Source organism: Gilliamella sp. wkB7 (assembly GCF_001693435.1).
Lineage (GTDB): Bacteria > Pseudomonadota > Gammaproteobacteria > Enterobacterales > Orbaceae > Gilliamella > Gilliamella apicola_N.
The window spans coordinates 2,252,891-2,274,222 of record NZ_CM004509.1 but is presented as its reverse complement, the minus strand read 5'-3'; the positions used below and the strand labels follow the sequence as shown (position 1 = coordinate 2,274,222).

Below are 21,332 nucleotides of genomic sequence, written 5' to 3'. Positions count from 1 at the left end.
AAAAAGCCCATCATAACTCATATTAAATATCATTAACTTACTAAATATGTCACTTTATGCGCCTCCGTCGGTAATGGCACTTGCCATTTAGAAAGCATTTGTGTAATTTTCTTATTTGGTAAGCTAGTATCTCGGCTTGAATTGCGTTGATATAATGTTTTTTCTGGCTGCTCAAGATAAACAATTTCAACTTCTGCATGATAAGCATAAAGCAAATCCAATGCTTTTTGGCGCATATCTCGTGATAAATGAGTAGCATTCCAGATGAATGGTTGATTGTCTCTTAAATATTGTTTCACTTTAGCTAATACAAATTGGATCACTAATCCTTCATTTTGGCCATGCTTTAATTTCAGTTCACTCCTTGCGTCATCATATGAGGCAACCGGTAATTGCGGATAATGTTTACTTATCCAACTATTTTTACCTGATGCAGGTAAACCCGACAATAATATGACTTTAGGTCCTTTCTGAGGATACAAAGCATAATCAGGCAAAACATTGCCTCCTCGAAAATAGTGTACTCTGGTGTAATCATCTATAAATTGCCGAGATTGATATAAACATCCTTCTTCCAAAGCTAATTGTTTAAAGAGTTCAACTTCATCAACCATTCGAGCTTTATCAGCACTAATACGACCAAGTATATCGGCTTTAGCTTGCATGCATAACATCCAGACAGGTAATTCCCATGAAAGCCGATGAATTAACCATTGCGGTGATTTATTATTACTATCATCACTTAATGCATAAAATGGTACCTGATGCACATCAATAATCCGACAAATCTTTTCTCTTAACTCAAAATCAATGCCCAATCGCCATAATAGTATTCGACTACTAATCGATCCTTTTTGGGAATGTCTTGGTTGTGAAATTCGACCACTTAACTCATCAATGATGGTCGTTTCTGGTTTGGCAATATCATGTAACAAAGCAGTCATAAATAGCACAAACTTTTCATCATCGGAAGATTTTGCAAACTCATCTTCACCTATTAAGGATCTTAATACCATTTGAGTATGAATCCAGACATTTCCCTCACCATGATAAGTAGGATCTTGTGGTGTCGTCATCAATTTATTCAACGCAGGTATACATTCCAACCACTGGTCAAAGTTATCTTTGCTGATACTGTAGGCGATCTCTTGTTGTAACTGCGAATAACTCATAAACCACTTCCAAATATTATGCCATCATTCCAATTTATCGTTATTTGTGGCGTATAAAGCTCGGCATTTTTAGCTAATTGATTAGGAATAAACGGTTGCTGTAAATGGTGTTGACCCGCATCTAAAATAGATTGAACAAAATCTTGTCTTACCCATTTTAAACGTCCCGTTGTGGTATACTCTGATTCAATTTTCAAATATAAACCTTCCATCAAATCCGAGTTATCACACTGTTGCCAAGCCTTATTCAAATCAATTTTTTCTTGAGCAACAATTTTCTCAAAACAACTTTTCCAATCGTTTGTTTTAGCTAAAGAATATTTAACTAATGCTAATAAGTCACCCAATTTTTTCGGTGCGATTCCCGAATACAATACGGGAACAGATAAAATAGGACCATTAGCCAATAATTGATGACGCTTTTGGGTTGATAAAAAACAGTTATTATGTCTATCCCAAATATCAAATTCACAAAAATAGTGTGGTAATGCATCATAAAAAATAGAGTGTTTTTTATGTAACCATTCACCATACATAATATAGCGATCTTCTAAACGTTCAATTAACCAGCTTTCATGGATGGTTGCCCAATGTTTAAATAGATTAAACTGACGTTCTCGACTGCCCCCTATTAAGTAATGACCGCGTGATTGTAATAATAGCTCACCACTTTCTGAAAAACTGATTGCACAATTAGCGCCATCGAGTTTTTCTTCAACCACAATATATTGCCCTATTAATTGATTATAGGGTAGCTGGCCATGCTCACTATCACCCAATTGCAAGCGCGAACTTTCCAAATGTGGAGTACGTGGGTATTTAATTAATTCTAAGTTTTGAATATAAGTTTCCATTGTCATTTTGTTTTCTCCGAAAAATTAGGGAAAACCGACAAGGTGAAGATCTATAGATTGAACTGCAACGTAGGAGCTTTAGAAAAAGCTAAAAGACAATGTAATAGAAGATACCATGTCGGCATTAAGATAAAGTATTGAATACAGGCATTTTGCCACCTCACAAAAAAATTAAATATTAGACTAAAAAAACGGCGCCATTATCATTTTAAGTAAATATATTGTCAAGTAAAATTAGATTTTTTATACACGCAATAAGTGTTAAGATTCAAAAAGATGATTACCATTGATAAATTGTGGAGGGTTATATGAAGGTCGAAATCGTAATATTCCCAATGACGTATTTAGCCATTATTGAACATTATGGCGCGCCCGAGTTAGAACATGAATCAATAAACAAACTCATAAAATGGCGACAAGAAAATCAGCTTTTAGATAATAAATATAGAAACTACGGCATTCATTATACTAACCCTAAAACAACGCCACCTGAAAAACATCATGTCGATTTCGGTATCTCTTTTGATGAACCTATTACTAAAAACATTTATGGAGTAATAAATAAAACGATTCCACAACTTCGCTGTGCAAAAACCAGAGATATAGGTTCAAGATATGATAATCAAGCAATTATTTATTTACTTGAAAAATGGTTACCAAACAGTGGAGAAAACTTGGGAGATTTTCCCCCAATTTTTCATTATGTTAATGTCGGTCCAACTGTAAAATCTGAACAGATGATAACGGATGTTTATTTACCTTTGTTAGATAAATAATACTTATAAAGTATTAATTATTTAGGTGAATAATCTGCACCAAAATAACGTTGACTAATTTGTGAAAGTTCACCACTGCTAATAATTTTTTGAATACCGTCATTAATATCCTGAGTCAATTGTTCGCCTTTTGCACTTTTACTAATTAAAAGATAACTAAACGGTGAAGCAATGCGATCTTCATCTTCTTTACTGAGTTCAATTATTTTAAGATTAAGATGATGTTCACTAATAAATTGAGAAAGCATCACTTTATCAATTAATTGAAAATCATATTGGCCACTTTCAACATGCTGTAAAACAGGTAATAGGTCGGCTTCACTGTAAACGATTTTTACAGGATTATTTGCGTTTTGCTGATTATAAGTTTCTAAAGCAGTGGCATAATTTAGTCCTGGTGTTACCTCTGTCGACATTCCATTTAGATCATGAAAACTATTGATGTTATTATTGTTTTTAGCTACAGCGATAACATATTGATTTTTAAAAATGGGAGCTGAATAAAAATACTTTTCCTTACGTTTCTCATTCATTGCATAATTATTGGCACCAACTTGATAACGTTGTGAATCAAGTCCAGCAAGCACCGATGGAAACTCAGTTATTTCGAAATTAATTTCATATTGTGGTAATTTTGCAAATATAGCCTTAACAACATCTATATCATAACCCGTTAAATCACCCTCATCATTTATTGTTGTAAAAGGACTTGGTGCGCCTGATGTTGCAATAGTTATCTGTTGTTTTTTAGAACTTTCAGTATTGTTATTTTGATCATCACAACCCGTTAAACACAAAGTTGCTAAAAACAAAAAACCATACCATTTTTTTAAATTCATAACACAAATCCTCTTTAGTTTGATATTGTTAAACCTATAGTTAAGTGGGTTATATTAAATAAATCCCATTTCTTTCATTTCATGACGATGATCTTTTTGATATATCGCCATGCCTGTTTTCATCAGGTCAAAACCTAAATTTTTATAAAACTCAACTGTTTGAGGATGGGTATAAAGAATAATATTACAATCCTTAACTTGCTCAATAAGTTTATCGACAATTAACCTACCATATTGCTGTCCATGTAAGTATTTAGCTAAGGCAATGTTATATATTGCCGCCTGACAAATACCGTCTGATAATGCTCGCCCCACACCGACAACACGATTATTATCTAATAAAAATACCACTGCATAACTATTTCGAAATACCTGTTCTTGTGTTTTAGCATCTAAGGTGCTTAATCCATAAAATTTCAGTAAATCAGCAACTTCCTGCCAATTTATATCCTCACAGTGTTGTTGAATAGTAATATCCATTACGACCTCTTAACTGATTAAATTTCATAATCCATTTGCATAGCAGAATAATATCTGGATAGAAAATCTCTTGTTCTTTGTTGAACAGGATTTAGAAATACTTTATCAGGCGAACCATCTTCAATAATCTGTCCTTTATCTAAAAATAAAACTCGTGTTGCAATATCATGTACAAAACTCATTTCATGAGAAACTAGAATCATCGTTATACCTGATTTAGCAGCCATTTTTATTGTTGCTAATACCTCACCAACTAGCTCAGGATCTAATGCAGAAGTCGGTTCATCAAGTAATAAAACTTTAGGGTTCATCGCTAATGCCCTAGCAATAGCCACTCGTTGTTGTTGGCCGCCTGAAAGTTGTTTAGGATAGTGATCAATTCTATCAGCAAGACCAACTTCAACTAATTTTTCATACGCAATCTGTTTGGCTTTTTCTTTAGGATATTTTTTTACAATTACTAATCCTTCCATCACATTTTCTAATGCATTTTTTTGAGGAAAAAGGTTAAATTGCTGAAAAACCATAGCGGTTTGCTGGCGAAATTTAACAATTTGATCTCGTTTAAATTTGCTTACATCAAACGATAGCTTATCAATACTAATATTACCTGATTGTGGTTTCTCTAATAAATTAAGACAACGTAGAAATGTTGATTTTCCCGCTCCTGATGCTCCTATAATGGCAACAATTTCATGAGGTTGAATATGAAGATTGATGCTGTCCAAAATACAATTACCGTGAAAAGATAACGTTAAATTATTAACATGAATCATAACCATTTTCCTTTTCGGTAACTGGGCGTATTTTTATCGTCGCTTATCGTCAATCGCTTTTCTAAATATTTAACAAGTAACTCAATTAATATGGTTAATGCCCAATAAATTAATGCAAGTGAGATATAAACCTCAAAATAGCGATAGCTATGACCCGCCAATGTTTTACCCCTCCCGGTCATTTCGGTAACGGAACAAACAAAAGCAAGTGAAGTACCTTTGAGTAAGCCAATTAAAGTATTTCCTAAATTAGGTAGCGCCACAATGAAAGCTTCTGGAATAACAATTCGACGTAATAACTGACCATAGGTCATTCCTAATGACTGTGCTGCTTCAATTTGCCCTTTATTTACCGATTGTAATGCCGCGCGAATTGTTTCAGAATTATAGGCAGCTTCGTTAAAAGAGAAAGCAATCAATACAAATAACATGGGTGGTAATCCATTCATATTGAAATTTGTATCATAAAAATAATTAATATAACGTAATAAAATTGGAATTCCATAAAAGCTCAGATAAAGCTGTACCAACAATGGCGTTCCTCTTATAAATGAAACAAATACCGCAGCAATTTGTGTTAAAACCGGTATTTTATTCATTTTAATTACTGCAATAATTAAACCCAATATTACGCCAAGTAACATCGAAAAAATCGTAATAAAAAGCGTTACTGGCAAATAAGCGAGCAATGTGGGTATTTGGGTAAAAATCAATCCAAAATCAATTATATTTGGCATCCGCATCTATCCCAATAATAAAGTTAGTTAACTGAGCTAAATTGTTTATCTCGATTATGTGGCGTTTTCCAATTACTCGTATCTGGCCCTAAAGGCAAGATATCATAAGGATTGTGAGCATTATTACCTAAGAAATAACCTTTTTTTATCGCATCAAAATCAGTGGTCTCACCAAATGCAGGTATTTGATAGAGATCTCGCGCATATCCCCATAAATTAGGATAGTCGATAATTCTATTTCGATTGGTATTAAAAGCAGAATAATAGGCAACATCAAATCGGGCTAGCGTAACATATAAGCGAATATCGGAATCGGTAATTTTATCGCCAAAAAGATAACGGGATTGACTTAATCGTTGTTCTAATTGATCTAATTGATTAAAAACAAGATGATAAGCATGTTCATAGGCTTTTTGTGTCCGGGCAAATCCAGCTTTATATACACCATTATTTACTTCATGAAATATGACATCATTCAATTCATCAATTTCAGTACGTAAATGTTCAGGATAAAGATCAGGTGCACCAGCTTTGTGAAAAGGTTTAAATACGGTTTCCCAATAGTTGGTCAATCTAAAATAATCATTGTTAACCACTTTGCCGGTTTTTACATCAACTACGGTAGGAACGGTTGCTCGTCCACTGTATTCTGGATCTGTTTTAGCGTAAATCTCTGGTAAATAGCGAATACCTAAAACAGGATCAACACCATTAGGATCGAGCGAAAATTCCCAGCCATGGGGTGTGCGGATAGGGGAAACTTTACCAACACTAATGACATCCTCTAAACCCAATAATTTAATCGCGATCATCTGACGATGAGCCCAAGGACAAATTGCCGCCCAAATTAAACGATAACGACCTGATTCTACCGGTAATAAACCTGGTTCACTACCAAATGGAGTGTCGAATCGGTTAGTTTGACGTACAAAGGCGCCATCTTGGTTTATTTCATTATTTTCTGTAGTGACTACTTTTCCTATAGACATACGCTTACTCCTAATATTTGGTGCTGCAGTTGAAACTTTCCAACAGTTGGATTTATTCAATCTAGCATCAAATATTTAGCGGTTAAAATAACGAATAAGCATATTTATATAATCATAAATTATATAAAACAGGATTAACGTATTAACTGTGCAGAAATAATTACTTTCCTAATCGTTTATAGAGTCTTTCAGGACGACCTATTTTACCGTGATTAAGTTCAACGATTAATAATTTAGTTTGGACACAATATTCTAAATATCGTCTGGCAGTAGTTTTGCTAATATTTGCTTTTTCTACTATTTGATCGACCGTTTGCGGTTCATCTGTCTGCATAAATAGATCTTTAACTTTTTGTAAAGTAATCTCTTCAATTCCTTTAGAATGGCGATTGATATCAACAAAATCCTTAGTTTGCAAATTAAACAGTTCATCAATGCGTCTTTGATTGACATGTTTTTGTAAACTTTGACGATATAAGAAAAGTTCAAAACGCTCAAGTGAATGTTTTAAACGTTGGTAAGATACAGGTTTAATTAAATAATCAAAAGCACCAAAACGTATAGCTTTACTGCACGTATCCATATCACTTGCTGCAGTGATAAAAATAACATAAGAATCTAGTTTGTTATTAATAATGTATTCAAATAATTCAATACCTTTACCATCAGGTAAATAATTATCAAGTAAAATTAATGTTGGTTTTAACTTTTCAACCATTATTTTAGCTTCTTCTAAATTTGACGCGATCCCAACGACTTTTACTTTTGTATCTCTTTGAATAAACTCAGCATTTAATTCTGCTAAAATAGGTTCATCTTCTACAATAAGAACTTTTATAGCATCTTCTTTATACTCGTTAAGCTCACTCATGCATTTACCTCTTTTTATTATTTAGGTATAAAAACTGAAAAAATTGTTCCATATGGTGTATTATCTTCAAATGTAATATAACCATTGGCCTTTTTTATGTAGGTTGAAACAAGATGCAAACCAATACCATGCTCTTTAGCATCTTGAGAGGTTACGCCGGGTTCGAATATTGATTCTCGAATACTTGCATCTATACCACATCCTTGATCGCTTACTTCTAATACAATTTCATCCGTTGCATCACTCAGATACAAATAAATCGTTTTATCACCCTGATTGTTTTTTAAGCACGCATTGAAAGCGTTATCAAGTAAATTACCCAGCACTGACATAAATTCGGTTTCAGTAATCAATGCTGGTAATGCACTTAATTGACATGCAGGGTCAAAGACTAAATTCAAGCCAATTTCATGTGACTTTGAATATTTACCTATTAATAATCCACATATAGCCGGTATTTTGAAATGCTCAGAAATAAAATCTAAACAATTTTGATTATCCGCCGAATGTAGGGTGATAAAAGATTGTGCTTCTTCATAACGTTTCATATAGATGAGCCCTGACAAAGTCGCCATCCAATTAAGGTGCTCATGTCGTAAAGCTCGCAAATTATCAATGTATTGAGTTACTTGCGTTAATTTCATACTTAATAAATTGATATCATCATAATTACGAAAAGTGATCACCCAACCTTGAATTTGATCATCCACAATCACACGAATCCGGTTTGCAATAACAATAATATTATTAAAGTAACAAATATGATCGTGTACATCTTTTGTCTGATTTTCATTTCCGTAAAGAAAATCAGTTGATTTGATAAAATAACGTAAATCATGGTTAAGCAATTCTTGATCACTTGCAATAATGTCTAACATGTTTCGAGCCGATTGATTGATATTGATAATTTTATAATTAAGATCAATGGCAATAATGCCCTCAAAAATAGATTCCATTATTGATTTTTGACTTTTAACCAACAAAGCAATCGCTTTTGGCTCTAAGTTAAACATCTGTTTTTTTACTGCTTTTGAAAAAAAGAACGAAAATACAAACAAAGCAAAAAAGAGTAAGGAACAAAAAATGATAATGGGTATAAATTGGTTAATATGTAATACATATATATCATCAATCATATAACCAACAGAGACAATACCTATTATTTTACCTTGATCCATAATAGGAGCTTTGCCTCGTAGTGCTAAACCTAGCGAACCTTCGCTAATAGAAATACTGCTATTTCCGCTCAGTACTTCTTGATTATCTCCACCTACCATTGGGGAATGTAACTTATCATTCGAGGTATGATATAAACGATAAGCTTGTTCATCGCCAATAACGATGTAACTGGCATCACTTTGTTCAAAAATATCGTTAACTAAATTAGCTAAATTGACGGTATCTTTTTCTTTAACATATTTTATTAAACTCGGAATAACGGACAATTCTTTCGCTTGAACTTGCGCCTTTTCACCCAAACTTCGATACAATGTAGTTTTAGTTGCATTCCATATATAGCTTTGTAAAAGCGCGAGTATTATTAACGAAAAAAGCAAAAGAGACAGAAATAATTTCGTCGCAAAAGATAATTGTACTTTTTTTCGCATAATAACGCTCACATTGAAAATTGACTATTGACATTGAGTTTATCACAGCATTAAAAAACATAGAGCCTTTAAAACCATAAAAACCACACTTAAAGTATGATTTAAATCACAAAATTAGGGTTAAAATTTTGTAACCATATGCGCCAATCTAACAAATTCAAATTTTTTTGGAGAAATATAAAATATGGCGGATCTTAATTCAATCGGAAAAACGCGGACTGAAGAAGAATCAGTATCAAGTTCTGATGAAAAAAAACATGATAAATGGCCTTACAATGTAAAACAACAACAAACAGGATGGCCGTACAATTGGTGGCGGCTTATGGACAATTATAAAATTGGTGTAATCCCGCTTCCATTATTTATAATTGCTGGTATCCTAATTTTCGCCGAAGTGTTAGTAACTGGTAAATTACCTAGCGAAATTGTTGTGATGGTGGTAACTTGTGCTTTCTTTGGTTTCCTATGTGGTGAAATCGGTAAACGATTACCAATCGTTGGAAAAATGGGTGCAGCAGCGATCTGTGCAACCTTTATTCCATCAGCGCTAGTTTATTATGGTATTTTACCTACTCCGGTCGTCCAAGCAACAACAAAATTCTATAAAGATACACACATTTTGTATCTATACATTTGTTGTATTATCGTTGGTAGTATTATGAATATGGATAAGAGAACACTTATTCAAGGATTCTTAAAAATATTCGGACCGATGGTATGTGGTGAAATCGTTGGAATGTTAGTTGGTGTTGGTGTTGGTTATTTACTAGGTTTATCTCCATTTGAAACATTCTTCTTCTTAGTATTACCTATCATGGCAGGTGGTGTTGGTGAAGGTGCGATTCCTCTTTCAATCGGATATGCATCAATATTAGGTATGGAACAAGGTGAAGCACTTGGTCGTGTATTACCAATTGTTATGCTAGGTGGATTAACAGGTATTATTTGTGGTGGTGTTCTTAACCGTCTTGGTAAAGCTTACCCGCATTTAACTGGTAATGGTCGATTACTGCCAGCTTCAGAAGATGATGAGTTAATGGGTGATAAAAAAGCAGCTAAAGCTGAACCAGTTATCGACGTAACAACATTTGCTTCAGGTGTATTATTAGCAGCAATTCTTTATATGATTGGTATGATTGGTCATAAATTAACAGGTATTCCAGCTCCGGTAGGAATGTTATTTGCTGCAGTTTTTGTTAAGTTAGTATCAGGTGTTTCACCGAAAGTATTAAGTGGTTCACAAGTCGTTTATAAATTTTTCCAAACGTCTGTTACCTATCCAATTCTATTTGCGGTAGGTGTAGCAATCACTCCATGGGATAAAATCGTTGCAGCTTTCACCATTACAAATTTAATTGTTATTGTTTGTACTGTTGTTAGTTTAGTCACCACTGGTTTCTTTGTCGCTAAAAAATTAGGTATGTATCCGATTGATGCTGCTGTTATTTCATGCTGTCAAAGTGGTCAAGGCGGAACAGGTGACGTGGCAATCTTAACTGCCGCAGAACGTATGGAGTTAATGCCATTTGCTCAAATTGCAACCCGTATAGGTGGTGCAATAAATGTATCAGTGTCATTACTCATTCTCGGCAATTTCTTAGTTTAGATTAAAATTTTAAAGAACAACCTTAGTTTAACTAAGGTTGTTCGCTTTTGTTTATAGTTAAATTTAGCATAAAACAGCTTTTAAGGAGTTTTCATGAAGCTTGTCAGTTATCTTGTCTCTGGTCGAGCAAGTTTTGGTCTTCTTACTCAAAATGGTATTGTTGATTTAAAAGAAAAATTAGGTAATAAATATGCCGATTTAAAATCTCTACTTGCTGATTCTGAAGGACTTGCTGTCGCCAAAACTTATCTTGATGCACCAAGTGACATTGATGAACAAGACATTACTTATCTACCTGTTATTCCAAATCCAAACAAAATTTTATGTGTTGGTATGAATTATGCTGAAAAACGCGCGGAATTTAACGAAACTAGCTCAGCGCCAACGTTATTCGTTCGTTTTCCAGATTCACAAACAGGTCACAAAACTAATATTATCAAACCTGCTATCACTAACGAGTTAGATTACGAAGGTGAATTAGCGATCATTATTGGTAAAGAAGGATTTCGTATTAAACCAGAAGAGGCATTATCACATGTAGCTGGCTACAGCTGCTATATGGATGGGTCTATTCGTGACTGGCAATATACTTGGTTTACAGCAGGTAAAAACTGGCCAAGTACTGGCGCATTTGGTCCATGTATTACAACCAGTGATGAAATCCCTGATCCAACAGTTTTATCTTTAACCACTTATCTAAATGGTCAGGAGATGCAACACGACTGTATTAAAAATCTTGTGCACACTGTACCAGAACTTATTTCTTACATTAGTACATTTACTCGTTTATCGCCTGGAGATGTCATCCTTACTGGTTCACCTGGTGGCGTTGGTAAAAAACGTAACCCTCCAGTATTTATGAAAGATGGCGATAAGATTGAAGTCGAAATTACAGGAATTGGTCGTTTAACCAATTATGTAGTAGCAGAAAGAGGGTAATTTTATGTATGATTTAGTTGATTATACCATCGTTAATATTTCTAAATCAGAACAAGACTATCAAGAAATTAAGCTATTATTGTCTCGATCTGATCTTGATTTAGACTCGCAAGTTAATCTTTTTATGGTAGCGAAAATTAACGATAAAATTATTGCTTGTGCTGGTATGGATCGAAATATTATTAAATGTGTTGCTATTGATCCTCAATATCGCGGTAATCAACTAAATCTGACTTTAATGGATCAAACCATAAAATATGCCAATGAAAACGGCTATTTTCACCTTTTTTTATACACTAAGCCTGAAAATATAGATTTCTTCAAAGGATGCGGTTTTTACCCTATTGTTGAAATAACTGATTTAGTTGTTCTAATGGAAAACAATCCAGTCGGAATAAAGCAATATTGTAAACAACTTAATGCACAGAAAAAAGAAGGAAAAAAAATTGGCAGCATTGTTATGAATGCCAATCCTTTTACTAAGGGTCATCAATATTTAGTACAATATGCAGCAAGTCAATGTGACTGGTTACATGTATTTGTTGTCAATGAAAATGCCTCGCAATTTTCATTTGATACACGCTTAAAACTAGTTAAAGATGGCACAAATCAGATAAAGAATGTCACTGTGCATGCAAGCTCACCCTATATTATTTCTAGAGCAACATTTCCGACTTATTTCCTAAAAGATAAGACAAAAATTGATCAAGCCTATATGGGTATCGATCTGTTAATTTTCCGAAATTATATTGCACCAGCTCTCAATATCACTCACCGATTTGTAGGGACTGAACCTATTGATGAAGTGACCAAAGCTTATAACGAAGCGATGCGTTATTGGCTTGAAGATAATACGGTAAGTAGTCTACCAGCCATTACGGTTGTTGAAGTTGAACGTATAACCGAAAGCAATTGTGTTGTCTCGGCTTCATTAGTAAGAAAGCTACTGGCTACTGGGCAATATGAACAGGTTAAAACGTTGGTTCCCCCAACAACATGGGATTATCTTTCGGCTAATTTGGATAACTTTAAAATTTAATACGTTTTAAAAGGTAAAAAAATGAAAATACAAAAAGAAGCTATGGCTGGGACTCTCGAATCGAGCGATTTGTTAGTTAAAGTCATGCCAAATACGGGGATTGAAATTGTTATTAATAGTGATGTTAATAAGCAATTTGGCGATCAAATACGTGCAGTTGTTAATCAGACCTTAAATGATCTGAATGTAACTGATGGTTTAATTATTATTGATGATAAAGGCGCTTTAGATTGTGCTATCAGAGCAAGAATTCAATGTGCAGTATTACGCGGTGCAGAAGAAGAGAACTTAGATTGGAGTAAATTACTATGAAAAAATTACGTCGCAGCATGTTATTTCTTCCAGGCGCCAATGCCGCAATGTTATCAACATCGTTTGTATACAAACCTGATTCAATCATGTTTGACCTTGAAGATGCGGTTTCAATTAAAGAGAAAGATTCAGCACGACTTTTAGTCGCTCAAACATTAAAAATGCCTGTTTATAAAGAACATAATATTGAAACAGTTGTTAGAATTAACGCGCTAAATACACCATTTGGACTTAAAGATTTAGAAGCCGTAGTTCGAGCAGGCGTTGATGTTGTTCGTTTACCAATGACAAATAGTGCCGAAGATATTCATGAACTTGAAGCTCACGTTGAACGTATTGAAAAAGAATGTGGTCGTGAAGTCGGTAGTACTAAATTAATGGCAGCAATTGAATCGGCTCAAGCTGTGGTTAATGCGGTATCGATTGCTAAATCATCTCCTCGTTTAATAGGTATTGCTCTTGCCGCATTTGACTATCTTGTCGATATGCAAACAGAAAGAGGCGATGGTACCGAACTATTTTATGCTCGTTGCGCTGTTTTACATGCAGCTCGTGTAGCGGGTATTGATGCTTTTGATGTTGTCTATTCAAATGTTAATGACGACGAAGGTTTCTTAAAAGAAGTCAGCCTAATCAAAAAATTAGGATACAACGGAAAATCATTGATTAATCCAAGACAAATTGAGCTATTACACAATGCTTATGCACCTACTGCTAGTGAAGTAGAAAATGCTAAAAAAATAGTTGAAGCAGCTGAAGAAGGTGAAAGAAAGGGGCTTGGAGTTGTTTCTTTGAATGGCAAAATGATTGATGCACCAATTATTACTCGTGCTCAAAAAATCATTGAACTAGCAAAATACTCCGGTGTACGTAAAGAAATTTGATAGGATTGAAATATGACAACTTCTATAAACCAAAAAATTGATGATTTATTAAAACAGCATCCTGATCTTAAAAATATCACACCATTTATTGATGCTAATGCAACAACACCATATTTAAAAGATGAGTCTAAATATACTCGTAAATTATGTGATTCGATTGAACAAGCCATTAAAAAGTGTGAATTACGTGACGGTATGACCATATCTTTCCATCATGCATTCCGTGAAGGTGATAAGGTTATTAATAAAGTTGTAGAGACAATTAGTAAATTAGGCATTAAAAATCTAACTTTAGCATCAAGTTCATTGTTAAGTTGTAATGCAGCATTAATCCCACATATTGAAGCTGGTGTGATCACTAAAATTTACACCTCTGGATTACGTGGAAAATTAGCTGATGCGATTTCACACGGTTTAATGGATAATCCTGTGCACATTCATTCTCATGGTGGACGTGTAAAACTCATCCAAAGTGGTGAAATTAATATTGATATCGCATTTTTAGCCGTATCAACAGCTGATGAACAAGGTAATGCTAATGGTGTATCAGGTAAATCACAATGTGGTGCACTTGGTTATGCAATGGTTGATGCCCAGTTTGCCAAAAAAGTAGTTTTACTAACAGAAGATATCGTCGGTTATCCAAATAACCCTGCAAGTATTCGTCAAGATCAAGTTGACTATATCGTTAAAGTTGATGAAGTCGGTGACCCAACTAAAATCAGTGTGGGTGCGGCACGTATCACAAGCAATCCTCGTGAACTTATGATTGCTCGTTATGCGGCTGATGTCATTGAACATTCTGGCTATTTTGAAGATGGTTTCTCAATTCAAACGGGTTCTGGTGCTTCTTCAACAGCTGCAACGCGTTTCCTTGAAAATCGTATGCGTGCTAAAAATATCACTGCCTCATTTGCCTTAGGTGGCATTACAGCAAGTATTGTTGATTTACACGAAAAAGGGTTGGTTAAACGTTTATTAGATACTCAAAGCTTTGACGGTACTGCAGGACAATCCTTAAGCAGAAACAAAGATCACATTGAAGTCTCAACCAATGTTTATGCGAACCCTGCGTCTAAAGGAGCCAGTGTTGATGAATTGGACATTGTGATTTTAAGTGCCTTAGAAATTGACCTTGATTTCAATGTTAACGTATTAACGGGTTCTGATGGCGTAATGCGCGGAGCATCTGGAGGTCACTGTGATACAGCTGCGGGAGCAAACTTAACAATTATTGTTGCTCCATTAATTCGTAGCCGTATCCCAACTGTAATTAAAAATGTAACCACGCTGGTAACTCCAGGCGAAAGCGTTGATGTATTAGTTACTGATCATGGTATTGCAGTAAATCCAAATCGTCCAGAAATTGCTGAACGTTTAAAAGCAGCTAATTTACCAATAATGAGCATTGAAGAACTTTATCAACGTGCCGTTTCTTTAACTGGTGAACCAAAACCAATCGAATTTGAAGATAAAATCGTAGGTATCGTTCATTTCCGTGATGGTTCAGTAATTGATGTAGTACGTCAAGTTAAAGATTAATTACTCAAGAATCTGTCATAACAAAACTTAGCATGGCATTAATAAATGCCATGCTCTTATTCCTGTATTATGAATAAAATGTTAATTAAATTTGATGATGGCACCCCGATTAGTCTTGAGCAAATGCTACTAGCTAAAGAAAAACGAGTAGAAAACCAACTATTAGCTATTTCACTCTATAAAAAGCCCCTCGTATCGTTGACGTTAGTTATCCCTGGTCCAATAAAAAATAGTAGTGGAGCTAATTATATATTTCAAGAAGCAATCACCGCGTTACATCAGTTTTTTATTAAAAATGATATACCGTTAATTAAAAAACAGCACTATCATGAGTTAACAGGTTACGAAGCGATTCTTGTGGTAGATTGCGCGATTGAAAAACTCAAACAATACTGCATTGACATTGAAAGCCAACATCCATTGGGCCGTCTATGGGATATAGATGTGATTGATCCAATAACTCAAAAAAGTGTTTCTCGCTCACAATTTGAATATGCACCACGACAATGTTTAGTTTGTGAAGATATTGCTAAAATATGTGGTCGGTCAAAACGACATTCATTAGATGAGATTTTTGTTGCTATTAAAGAAAAAATAGAAAATTTTCAAAAAAATAAATCTTAATATAATGATAAAGTTGAAAAAACAGAATTGATCCGAAAGATCATATTAATTGTTAATTAAACTTTATCATTACTATAAAATTTTAAATAACAGCTAAAGCTTGCTCTAAATCACCCAATAAATCATCGATATCCTCTAAACCAACAGAAATACGAAGTAGTTGATCTGAAATACCGGCTGTTTTACGTGCTTGAGCAGTGATACCTGAGTGAGTCATCGTTGCTGGATGACAGATTAGACTTTCTACCCCCCCTAGAGATTGAGCTAACGTAATAATATTAAGTGCTTTTAAGAATTTAGGCATTACCTCGGGGTCTCCAGCTAATTCAAAACTTAGCAATGAACCAAAACCTTTTTGTTGTTTTTTGGCAATCTCATGCCCAAGATTAGACGATAATGATGGATGATACACATGAGCAATTTTCGGATGGTTAACTAAAAACTCAACGACTTTTTGCGCATTGGCTTGTTGTAAAGTTACTCGTGCTGCAAGCGTTCTTAATCCACGTAATAATAAATAACTATCAAATGATGAAGTGAGCGTACCAATATTATTGGCCCACCATAAAACATCTGTAGCAAGTTGTTGGTCTTTAAATACTAAAATACCCGCTAAAAGATCGGAATGCCCATTAAGAAATTTAGTACATGAATGAGTTACAATATCCGCCCCTAACTCTATAGGTTTTTGCAATATAGGAGTCATAAATGTGTTATCGACTAACACCAGTGCCCCGACATCGTGTGCTTGTTGAGATATTTCTTGAATATCAACAACTCGAAGTAATGGATTACTTGGCGTTTCAATCAATACTAATTTTGGACGTAAACTTAAAGCTTCTTTTAATGCAATTGGATCGGATTGATCAACAAATTTTGCTTTGAAATAACCACGTTGACTTAAACTATTAAAAAGACGATAGCTACCACCATAACAATCATGGGGAGCAACCACCAAGTCATCGGGTGTTAATAGTGCGACACTGACAAGATGAATTGCAGACATACCACAGTTAGTAAGAATGGCATCCGCCCCTCCTTCCAACTTGGCGACCGTTTCCTCAACGAATCGTCTGCTTGGATTTGCTTTGCGCGCATAATCAAACTCTCTTGCTGTTGCAAATTCTTTATAACGGTAACACGTTGACGGGGTAATGACCGGGACGACACTCCCATATTGATCATCAGTATTAATTCCACCTCGGACAGCAATAGTGCCTTGGCTTAAATTTTTAGATTGGCTAGCCATAATAACATCCCTAGATTGTATTTTATTTATTACAAATAACTTTCATGTACAAGAATAGCACAACCATTTAAGACGTCAATATGTCTAGACGTCTAACTATCTCGATGTATAGATTGCAGCAAAATAAAAAAAAAGTTAAAATTAACCCTATAAATTGTGATGTGATTTGGTGAAGAATATGATGGAATGGAACGGCCAATACATAAGCCCCTATGCTGAGCATGGTAAAAAAAGTGAGCAAGTAAAAAAAATTACTGTATCAATTCCTTTAAAAGTATTAAAAATATTGACTGATGAACGTACGCGTCGACAAGTGCATAATTTACGCCATGCAACGAATAGTGAGCTATTATGTGAAGCGTTTCTTCATGCTTACACTGGTCAACCGCTACCTTGCGATGAAGACTTACAAAAAGATCGTGAAGATGGTATCCCTAGCCAAGCTAAGGAAATAATGCGTAATTTAGGTATCAATCCCGACTTAATTGATGAATAGGTGTTATTTATATTTTTTATTGACGAATAACATCATTCATTAAGACAAAAAACAAAAAAGGCGCATAATGCGCCTTTTTTAATATTGACTGTATAATTTACGGAAAATTATTTTTTACCGCCAACCATAGCAAAACGTTGTTTAAATTTATCTACGCGTCCGCCAGTTGCAACATCACGTTGTTTACCTGTATAGAACGGGTGACACTCACCACATACGTCAAGATGAATATCATGACCAATTGTTGAATGAGTATTAATAACATTACCGCAAGAACAAGTTGCTTTAATTGCTTTATATTCTGGGTGGATACCTTCTTTCATAATAAACCTCTAAAGTTTGTTCGTATCGCTATATAAACGGCCATAAAAGCAAAATCTATACACCATACGAGTGTTAAAAAACATGATAAGGTCGCGAATTATACGCCTTAACCAGTAAATAATCAAGTTATAAAAAAGACCTATTAAACAGGCAATTGCCCTATTACCACTTGCAATTCAACCTTTTCTCCATTTCGTAACACTACAATGGGGACGGTTATCCCTGGTTTCAACTCTGCAATCTGATCCATTGTTTCAACAATTGATTTAACCGGTTTACCATCAACCATAATTAAAATATCATTAGGTTGCACACCCGCTTGTAACGAAGGTCCTTCAGCGTTGGTCACTAAAATCCCTAACACAACTGGTAAATCACTTGGATTTTGTGTTGGCGCAAACTCTAACCCATCAATACCAATATAACCACGAATAACCTTACCGTCCTGTATCAATTTATTCATAATTTTAACGGCCAAAGATGTCGGAATTGCAAATCCAATGCCTTCTGGAATTTCATTTCCCATATTTTTTGCAAAAGTGAGGGTATTAATACCCATTAATTCGCCTTTTGTATTAACCAAAGCGCCACCTGAATTACCATGATTAATTGAAGCATCTGTTTGAATAAAATTCTGTCTTCTATATGGGCTTAATCCATCTCGACCCGTTGCACTAATGATACCTTGAGTGATAGTTTGCCCAATATTATAAGGATTACCAATTGCTAAAACGACATCGCCAATATTCGGTTCGCGTTGAGGATTAATGTGAATTGTTGGGATATTCTTTGCATCAATTTTTAAAACAGCAATATCAACTAATTTATCAGAACCAACAGACAAAGCTTCAAAAATTCGTCCATCTTGCAAAGCAACAATGATTTGTTCAGCTCCATCTACCACATGATAATTAGTAATAATATAACCATGTTTGCTCATTATAACCCCTGAACCTAATGGCGTTATTGCACTATCTTGTGAGCGATTTGGCACAGAACTAATTGAACGACTGTATATATTCACTACTGCTGGAGCTGCAGTTTTAACCGCAAATGAATAACTCATAGGGTCATTATTAAAAATGGAGTTTGCAAAATTTGATTGAGTTCCATTACGTAATGATGGAAAAATAATCAATAATACGATAGCTAAAACAGTACCAATCAATATTGGCCATAGAATTTTTTTAAGCATTAGTATAAGTACTATGGTAGCAGTAGAATAGATATGATTTTAACATATCTAATTAGAGGTTAACATTTAAGTTTTTCGCCGATAAAAATTATCGGCGAAATCAAATTAAACAATCAATTAACGTAAAATAAGATAGAGTTGACTATCGCCACGTACAATATTTAACGCAATCGCTGATGGTTTACTATCGATAATTTTACGCAAATCAGCAATATTATTTATTCTTTGTTTATTTACACCCGTAATTAAATCACCTTTTTGTAAACTTAATCGAGATGCTGGCGAATTTTTTGTAATGCTTTCAATTAAAACGCCCTTTTGGCCTTTGGCATTACCATTACTCAATGTTGCGCCTTCAAGAGCTGGATGTAGTGATTTTGCTTCTGAAGCAGATTCATCACTATTTTTTAATTTGACATTAACGGTCATTGTTTTACCGTCACGTATTATACCTAATTGTACAGTTCTACCCGCACCAGTAGTTGCAATTTTAGCTCGCAATTCAGCAAAACTATCAACTGGCTTACCATCCATTGAAACAATCACGTCACCAGATTTAATACCTGCTGCTTTAGCGGCAGAATCATCAAGAACTTCACTAACAAAAGCACCTTTTTGCACTTCTAAATCAAATGCTTTGGCAATATCTGAAGTTAACTCATTTCCTTTAATACCAAGTACACCACGTTTAACTTCTCCGTATTCAATTAGTTGTGAAGTTAAATTTTTCACCATATTACTCGGTATAGCAAAACCGATACCAACGTTACCACCGCTAGGTGCAATAATGGCGGTATTAATTCCGACTAATTCACCATTCAAATTAACTAAAGCCCCACCCGAATTACCTCGATTGATTGAAGCATCAGTTTGAATAAAATTCTCAAAACCATTCATATTAAGTCCACTACGAGCGAGTGCAGAAATAATACCAGATGTAACCGTTTGGCCAATTCCAAATGGATTACCAATTGCAACAACATAATCACCAACACGTAATTTATCTGAATCGGCTAAAGTAATCGCCGTTAATTTTTTGGCCTCTTCAACTTTAAGCAATGCGATATCACTTTGAGGGTCTTTCCCTATTAATTTAGCATTATATTCTCGTCCATCGTTTAAAGACACAGTAATTTTATCTGCATTTTCTATAACATGATTATTAGTAACAATATAACCTTTTTCACCGTCAATAATGACACCAGAACCTTGTCCAGAAAAAGTTCTTGATTGACTATCAGGATACCCAAAAAATCGTCTAAACTCTTCAGGGATATTAGTTTGCATTTGAGCGGTTCCTTCAACCTTAATACTTACAACCGAAGGTAATACTGTCTCTAACATTGGCGCCAAGCTAGGTTGCTGAGTATCTTCACCTGTTGGTAATGAAGGGAAAACAGCAAAAGCATTTGGTAAGGTAGCTAAAGAAAGACTTAAACCTAACACAATTAAACTAAGTAATTTTTTTGGTTTTAGTAAAGAATTATTAATCATAAAACTCTCTCGTTCTTAAAAATTTAATATTTACTATAATGTTTCACAAAATAATTCTAGCGAAAAAAACTAAAATTAATTAGGATTTATTTTCGTCAGTTTTGAATAAACCAGAAGGATCATCTGAGTAGTCTTTTGGTTGTTTTTTTAGAGTGAATTGTTTTTTCATAGTAGTATCACTATTCGCATCTAACGCCATAACTGGCATATCATTTTCTGAAGTAAATTTTCCTGAACTTTCAGCCATATGTTGATAAAGACGACGAAAATCATTAGCCATGTTATCTAATATTTCAGCGCTATGTGAAAAATATTTAACAATTGTCTGTTTTTGAACTTTTAACTGCTCTTCAGTTTCCTCAAGTTGACGTTTTACTTGTGCAAATTTACGCCCTTTCGAACTAAAAATATTCGTTAAAATAATACCTAAAACAAAACCAATTACTAAGCCAATAACCAGATAAATCATCATCTGTTTATCCATATTTCACTCCTTGTATCTTTTCGTTATAAAACTTTACACACTA

The 21,332-nt window shown here is 34.4% G+C and carries 22 protein-coding genes and 1 pseudogene; 9 read left to right on the top strand and 14 right to left on the bottom strand.

Annotated elements, in window-relative coordinates:
• Positions 1 to 32: 32 nt before the first annotated feature.
• Positions 33 to 1,172, bottom strand: coding sequence for an AAA family ATPase (locus A9G17_RS10025; protein ID WP_065738581.1), 1,140 nt, complete (start codon positions 1,170 to 1,172; stop codon positions 33 to 35).
• The gene (locus tag A9G17_RS10020) at positions 1,169 to 2,032 is read right to left on the bottom strand and encodes an RNA ligase family protein (RefSeq protein WP_176714267.1); all 864 of its coding nucleotides are present in this window, start codon (positions 2,030 to 2,032) and stop codon (positions 1,169 to 1,171) included. The genes A9G17_RS10025 and A9G17_RS10020 overlap by 4 nt, the downstream gene beginning before the upstream one ends.
• A gap of 302 nt (positions 2,033 to 2,334) precedes the next feature.
• Between A9G17_RS10020 and A9G17_RS10015 the strand changes: the two genes are divergently transcribed.
• Positions 2,335 to 2,802: an AraC family transcriptional regulator gene (locus A9G17_RS10015; RefSeq protein ID WP_065738580.1), complete on the top strand. Its 468-nt coding sequence runs from the start codon at positions 2,335 to 2,337 to the stop codon at positions 2,800 to 2,802.
• Positions 2,803 to 2,819: 17 nt separating this feature from the next.
• On the opposite strand, the gene A9G17_RS10010 is transcribed toward A9G17_RS10015, so the two are convergent.
• The 7 genes from A9G17_RS10010 to A9G17_RS09980 form a co-directional block, all read right to left on the bottom strand.
• Complete coding sequence (locus tag A9G17_RS10010; protein WP_065738579.1) at positions 2,820 to 3,641, bottom strand: transporter substrate-binding domain-containing protein; 822 nt, start codon at positions 3,639 to 3,641, stop codon at positions 2,820 to 2,822.
• Between the two features lie 54 nt (positions 3,642 to 3,695).
• On the bottom strand, positions 3,696 to 4,121 hold the full coding sequence (locus A9G17_RS10005) for a GNAT family N-acetyltransferase (protein ID WP_065738578.1): 426 nt from the start codon (positions 4,119 to 4,121) through the stop codon (positions 3,696 to 3,698).
• A 17-nt stretch (positions 4,122 to 4,138) separates the two neighbouring features.
• Positions 4,139 to 4,897, bottom strand: coding sequence for an amino acid ABC transporter ATP-binding protein (locus A9G17_RS10000; protein ID WP_065738577.1), 759 nt, complete (start codon positions 4,895 to 4,897; stop codon positions 4,139 to 4,141).
• On the bottom strand, positions 4,894 to 5,634 hold the full coding sequence (locus A9G17_RS09995) for an amino acid ABC transporter permease (protein WP_065738576.1): 741 nt from the start codon (positions 5,632 to 5,634) through the stop codon (positions 4,894 to 4,896). Before A9G17_RS09995 ends, A9G17_RS10000 begins: the two co-directional genes overlap by 4 nt.
• A 23-nt stretch (positions 5,635 to 5,657) precedes the next feature.
• Entirely contained in the window at positions 5,658 to 6,623 is a 966-nt protein-coding gene (locus A9G17_RS09990) for a glutathione S-transferase family protein (protein WP_065738575.1), read from the bottom strand.
• Positions 6,624 to 6,783: 160 nt separating this feature from the next.
• A complete protein-coding gene (locus A9G17_RS09985; protein WP_065738574.1) occupies positions 6,784 to 7,494 on the bottom strand; it encodes a response regulator in 711 nt (236 codons plus the stop codon).
• A 17-nt stretch (positions 7,495 to 7,511) separates the two neighbouring features.
• Positions 7,512 to 9,101: an ATP-binding protein gene (locus tag A9G17_RS09980; RefSeq protein ID WP_065738573.1), complete on the bottom strand. Its 1,590-nt coding sequence runs from the start codon at positions 9,099 to 9,101 to the stop codon at positions 7,512 to 7,514.
• A gap of 310 nt (positions 9,102 to 9,411) precedes the next feature.
• Here A9G17_RS09980 and A9G17_RS09975 point away from each other — a divergent pair.
• From A9G17_RS09975 to citX, 7 genes and pseudogenes are all read left to right on the top strand, one after another.
• Positions 9,412 to 10,707, top strand: a pseudogene (locus A9G17_RS09975) (2-hydroxycarboxylate transporter family protein); the annotation flags it as partial.
• 93 nt (positions 10,708 to 10,800) lie between these two features.
• The gene (locus A9G17_RS09970; RefSeq protein WP_065738571.1) at positions 10,801 to 11,646 is read left to right on the top strand and encodes a fumarylacetoacetate hydrolase family protein; all 846 of its coding nucleotides are present in this window, start codon (positions 10,801 to 10,803) and stop codon (positions 11,644 to 11,646) included.
• A gap of 4 nt (positions 11,647 to 11,650) precedes the next feature.
• The gene (citC, locus tag A9G17_RS09965) at positions 11,651 to 12,685 is read left to right on the top strand and encodes a [citrate (pro-3S)-lyase] ligase (RefSeq protein WP_065738570.1); all 1,035 of its coding nucleotides are present in this window, start codon (positions 11,651 to 11,653) and stop codon (positions 12,683 to 12,685) included.
• A 21-nt stretch (positions 12,686 to 12,706) separates the two neighbouring features.
• Complete coding sequence (citD, locus tag A9G17_RS09960; RefSeq protein ID WP_025316271.1) at positions 12,707 to 12,997, top strand: citrate lyase acyl carrier protein; 291 nt, start codon at positions 12,707 to 12,709, stop codon at positions 12,995 to 12,997.
• Positions 12,994 to 13,881, top strand: a complete 888-nt coding sequence (gene citE / locus A9G17_RS09955; protein ID WP_065738569.1) for a citrate (pro-3S)-lyase subunit beta — start codon at positions 12,994 to 12,996, stop codon at positions 13,879 to 13,881. Before citD ends, citE begins: the two co-directional genes overlap by 4 nt.
• Before the next feature lie 12 nt (positions 13,882 to 13,893).
• Positions 13,894 to 15,423: a citrate lyase subunit alpha gene (gene citF, locus A9G17_RS09950; RefSeq protein WP_081301735.1), complete on the top strand. Its 1,530-nt coding sequence runs from the start codon at positions 13,894 to 13,896 to the stop codon at positions 15,421 to 15,423.
• A 78-nt stretch (positions 15,424 to 15,501) separates the two neighbouring features.
• Entirely contained in the window at positions 15,502 to 16,047 is a 546-nt protein-coding gene (gene citX, locus A9G17_RS09945) for a citrate lyase holo-[acyl-carrier protein] synthase (RefSeq protein WP_065738568.1), read from the top strand.
• 82 nt (positions 16,048 to 16,129) lie between these two features.
• Here the strand turns inward: citX and metB are convergent, their stop codons facing one another.
• The gene (gene metB, locus A9G17_RS09940; protein ID WP_065738567.1) at positions 16,130 to 17,296 is read right to left on the bottom strand and encodes a cystathionine gamma-synthase; all 1,167 of its coding nucleotides are present in this window, start codon (positions 17,294 to 17,296) and stop codon (positions 16,130 to 16,132) included.
• Positions 17,297 to 17,474: 178 nt separating this feature from the next.
• On the opposite strand from metB, the gene metJ reads away from it, so the two are divergent.
• A complete protein-coding gene (gene metJ, locus A9G17_RS09935; protein ID WP_065738566.1) occupies positions 17,475 to 17,792 on the top strand; it encodes a met regulon transcriptional regulator MetJ in 318 nt (105 codons plus the stop codon).
• A gap of 107 nt (positions 17,793 to 17,899) precedes the next feature.
• Here metJ and rpmE read toward each other — a convergent pair whose 3' ends face one another.
• The 4 genes from rpmE to A9G17_RS09915 all read right to left on the bottom strand — a co-directional run bounded on the left by rpmE (position 17,900) and on the right by A9G17_RS09915 (position 21,289).
• Complete coding sequence (gene rpmE, locus A9G17_RS09930) at positions 17,900 to 18,115, bottom strand: 50S ribosomal protein L31 (protein WP_034883381.1); 216 nt, start codon at positions 18,113 to 18,115, stop codon at positions 17,900 to 17,902.
• Positions 18,116 to 18,258: 143 nt separating this feature from the next.
• Positions 18,259 to 19,311, bottom strand: coding sequence for an outer membrane-stress sensor serine endopeptidase DegS (degS, locus tag A9G17_RS09925; protein ID WP_065738565.1), 1,053 nt, complete (start codon positions 19,309 to 19,311; stop codon positions 18,259 to 18,261).
• Positions 19,312 to 19,428: 117 nt separating this feature from the next.
• Positions 19,429 to 20,805 (bottom strand): Do family serine endopeptidase, encoded by a 1,377-nt coding sequence (locus A9G17_RS09920; protein WP_065738564.1) that lies wholly within the window; start codon positions 20,803 to 20,805, stop codon positions 19,429 to 19,431.
• Positions 20,806 to 20,884: 79 nt separating this feature from the next.
• Positions 20,885 to 21,289 (bottom strand): Z-ring associated ZapG family protein, encoded by a 405-nt coding sequence (locus tag A9G17_RS09915; RefSeq protein WP_065738563.1) that lies wholly within the window; start codon positions 21,287 to 21,289, stop codon positions 20,885 to 20,887.
• Positions 21,290 to 21,332 lie beyond the last annotated feature (43 nt).

Coding starts and splice junctions, on each gene's coding strand:
- A9G17_RS10005 (WP_065738578.1), bottom strand. CDS start 4,121: ATGGATATTACTATTCAACAACACTGTGAGGATATAAATTGGCAGGAA.
- A9G17_RS09915 (WP_065738563.1), bottom strand. CDS start 21,289: ATGGATAAACAGATGATGATTTATCTGGTTATTGGCTTAGTAATTGGT.
- A9G17_RS10020 (WP_176714267.1), bottom strand. CDS start 2,032: ATGACAATGGAAACTTATATTCAAAACTTAGAATTAATTAAATACCCA.
- citF (WP_081301735.1), top strand. CDS start 13,894: ATGACAACTTCTATAAACCAAAAAATTGATGATTTATTAAAACAGCAT.
- A9G17_RS10010 (WP_065738579.1), bottom strand. CDS start 3,641: ATGAATTTAAAAAAATGGTATGGTTTTTTGTTTTTAGCAACTTTGTGT.
- metJ (WP_065738566.1), top strand. CDS start 17,475: ATGATGGAATGGAACGGCCAATACATAAGCCCCTATGCTGAGCATGGT.
- A9G17_RS09990 (WP_065738575.1), bottom strand. CDS start 6,623: ATGTCTATAGGAAAAGTAGTCACTACAGAAAATAATGAAATAAACCAA.
- rpmE (WP_034883381.1), bottom strand. CDS start 18,115: ATGAAAGAAGGTATCCACCCAGAATATAAAGCAATTAAAGCAACTTGT.
- A9G17_RS09970 (WP_065738571.1), top strand. CDS start 10,801: ATGAAGCTTGTCAGTTATCTTGTCTCTGGTCGAGCAAGTTTTGGTCTT.
- A9G17_RS10015 (WP_065738580.1), top strand. CDS start 2,335: ATGAAGGTCGAAATCGTAATATTCCCAATGACGTATTTAGCCATTATT.
- citE (WP_065738569.1), top strand. CDS start 12,994: ATGAAAAAATTACGTCGCAGCATGTTATTTCTTCCAGGCGCCAATGCC.
- citC (WP_065738570.1), top strand. CDS start 11,651: ATGTATGATTTAGTTGATTATACCATCGTTAATATTTCTAAATCAGAA.
- A9G17_RS09995 (WP_065738576.1), bottom strand. CDS start 5,634: ATGCCAAATATAATTGATTTTGGATTGATTTTTACCCAAATACCCACA.
- citX (WP_065738568.1), top strand. CDS start 15,502: ATGTTAATTAAATTTGATGATGGCACCCCGATTAGTCTTGAGCAAATG.
- A9G17_RS10000 (WP_065738577.1), bottom strand. CDS start 4,897: ATGATTCATGTTAATAATTTAACGTTATCTTTTCACGGTAATTGTATT.
- citD (WP_025316271.1), top strand. CDS start 12,707: ATGAAAATACAAAAAGAAGCTATGGCTGGGACTCTCGAATCGAGCGAT.
- A9G17_RS09920 (WP_065738564.1), bottom strand. CDS start 20,805: ATGATTAATAATTCTTTACTAAAACCAAAAAAATTACTTAGTTTAATT.
- A9G17_RS09980 (WP_065738573.1), bottom strand. CDS start 9,101: ATGCGAAAAAAAGTACAATTATCTTTTGCGACGAAATTATTTCTGTCT.
- degS (WP_065738565.1), bottom strand. CDS start 19,311: ATGCTTAAAAAAATTCTATGGCCAATATTGATTGGTACTGTTTTAGCT.
- metB (WP_065738567.1), bottom strand. CDS start 17,296: ATGGCTAGCCAATCTAAAAATTTAAGCCAAGGCACTATTGCTGTCCGA.
- A9G17_RS10025 (WP_065738581.1), bottom strand. CDS start 1,172: ATGAGTTATTCGCAGTTACAACAAGAGATCGCCTACAGTATCAGCAAA.
- A9G17_RS09985 (WP_065738574.1), bottom strand. CDS start 7,494: ATGAGTGAGCTTAACGAGTATAAAGAAGATGCTATAAAAGTTCTTATT.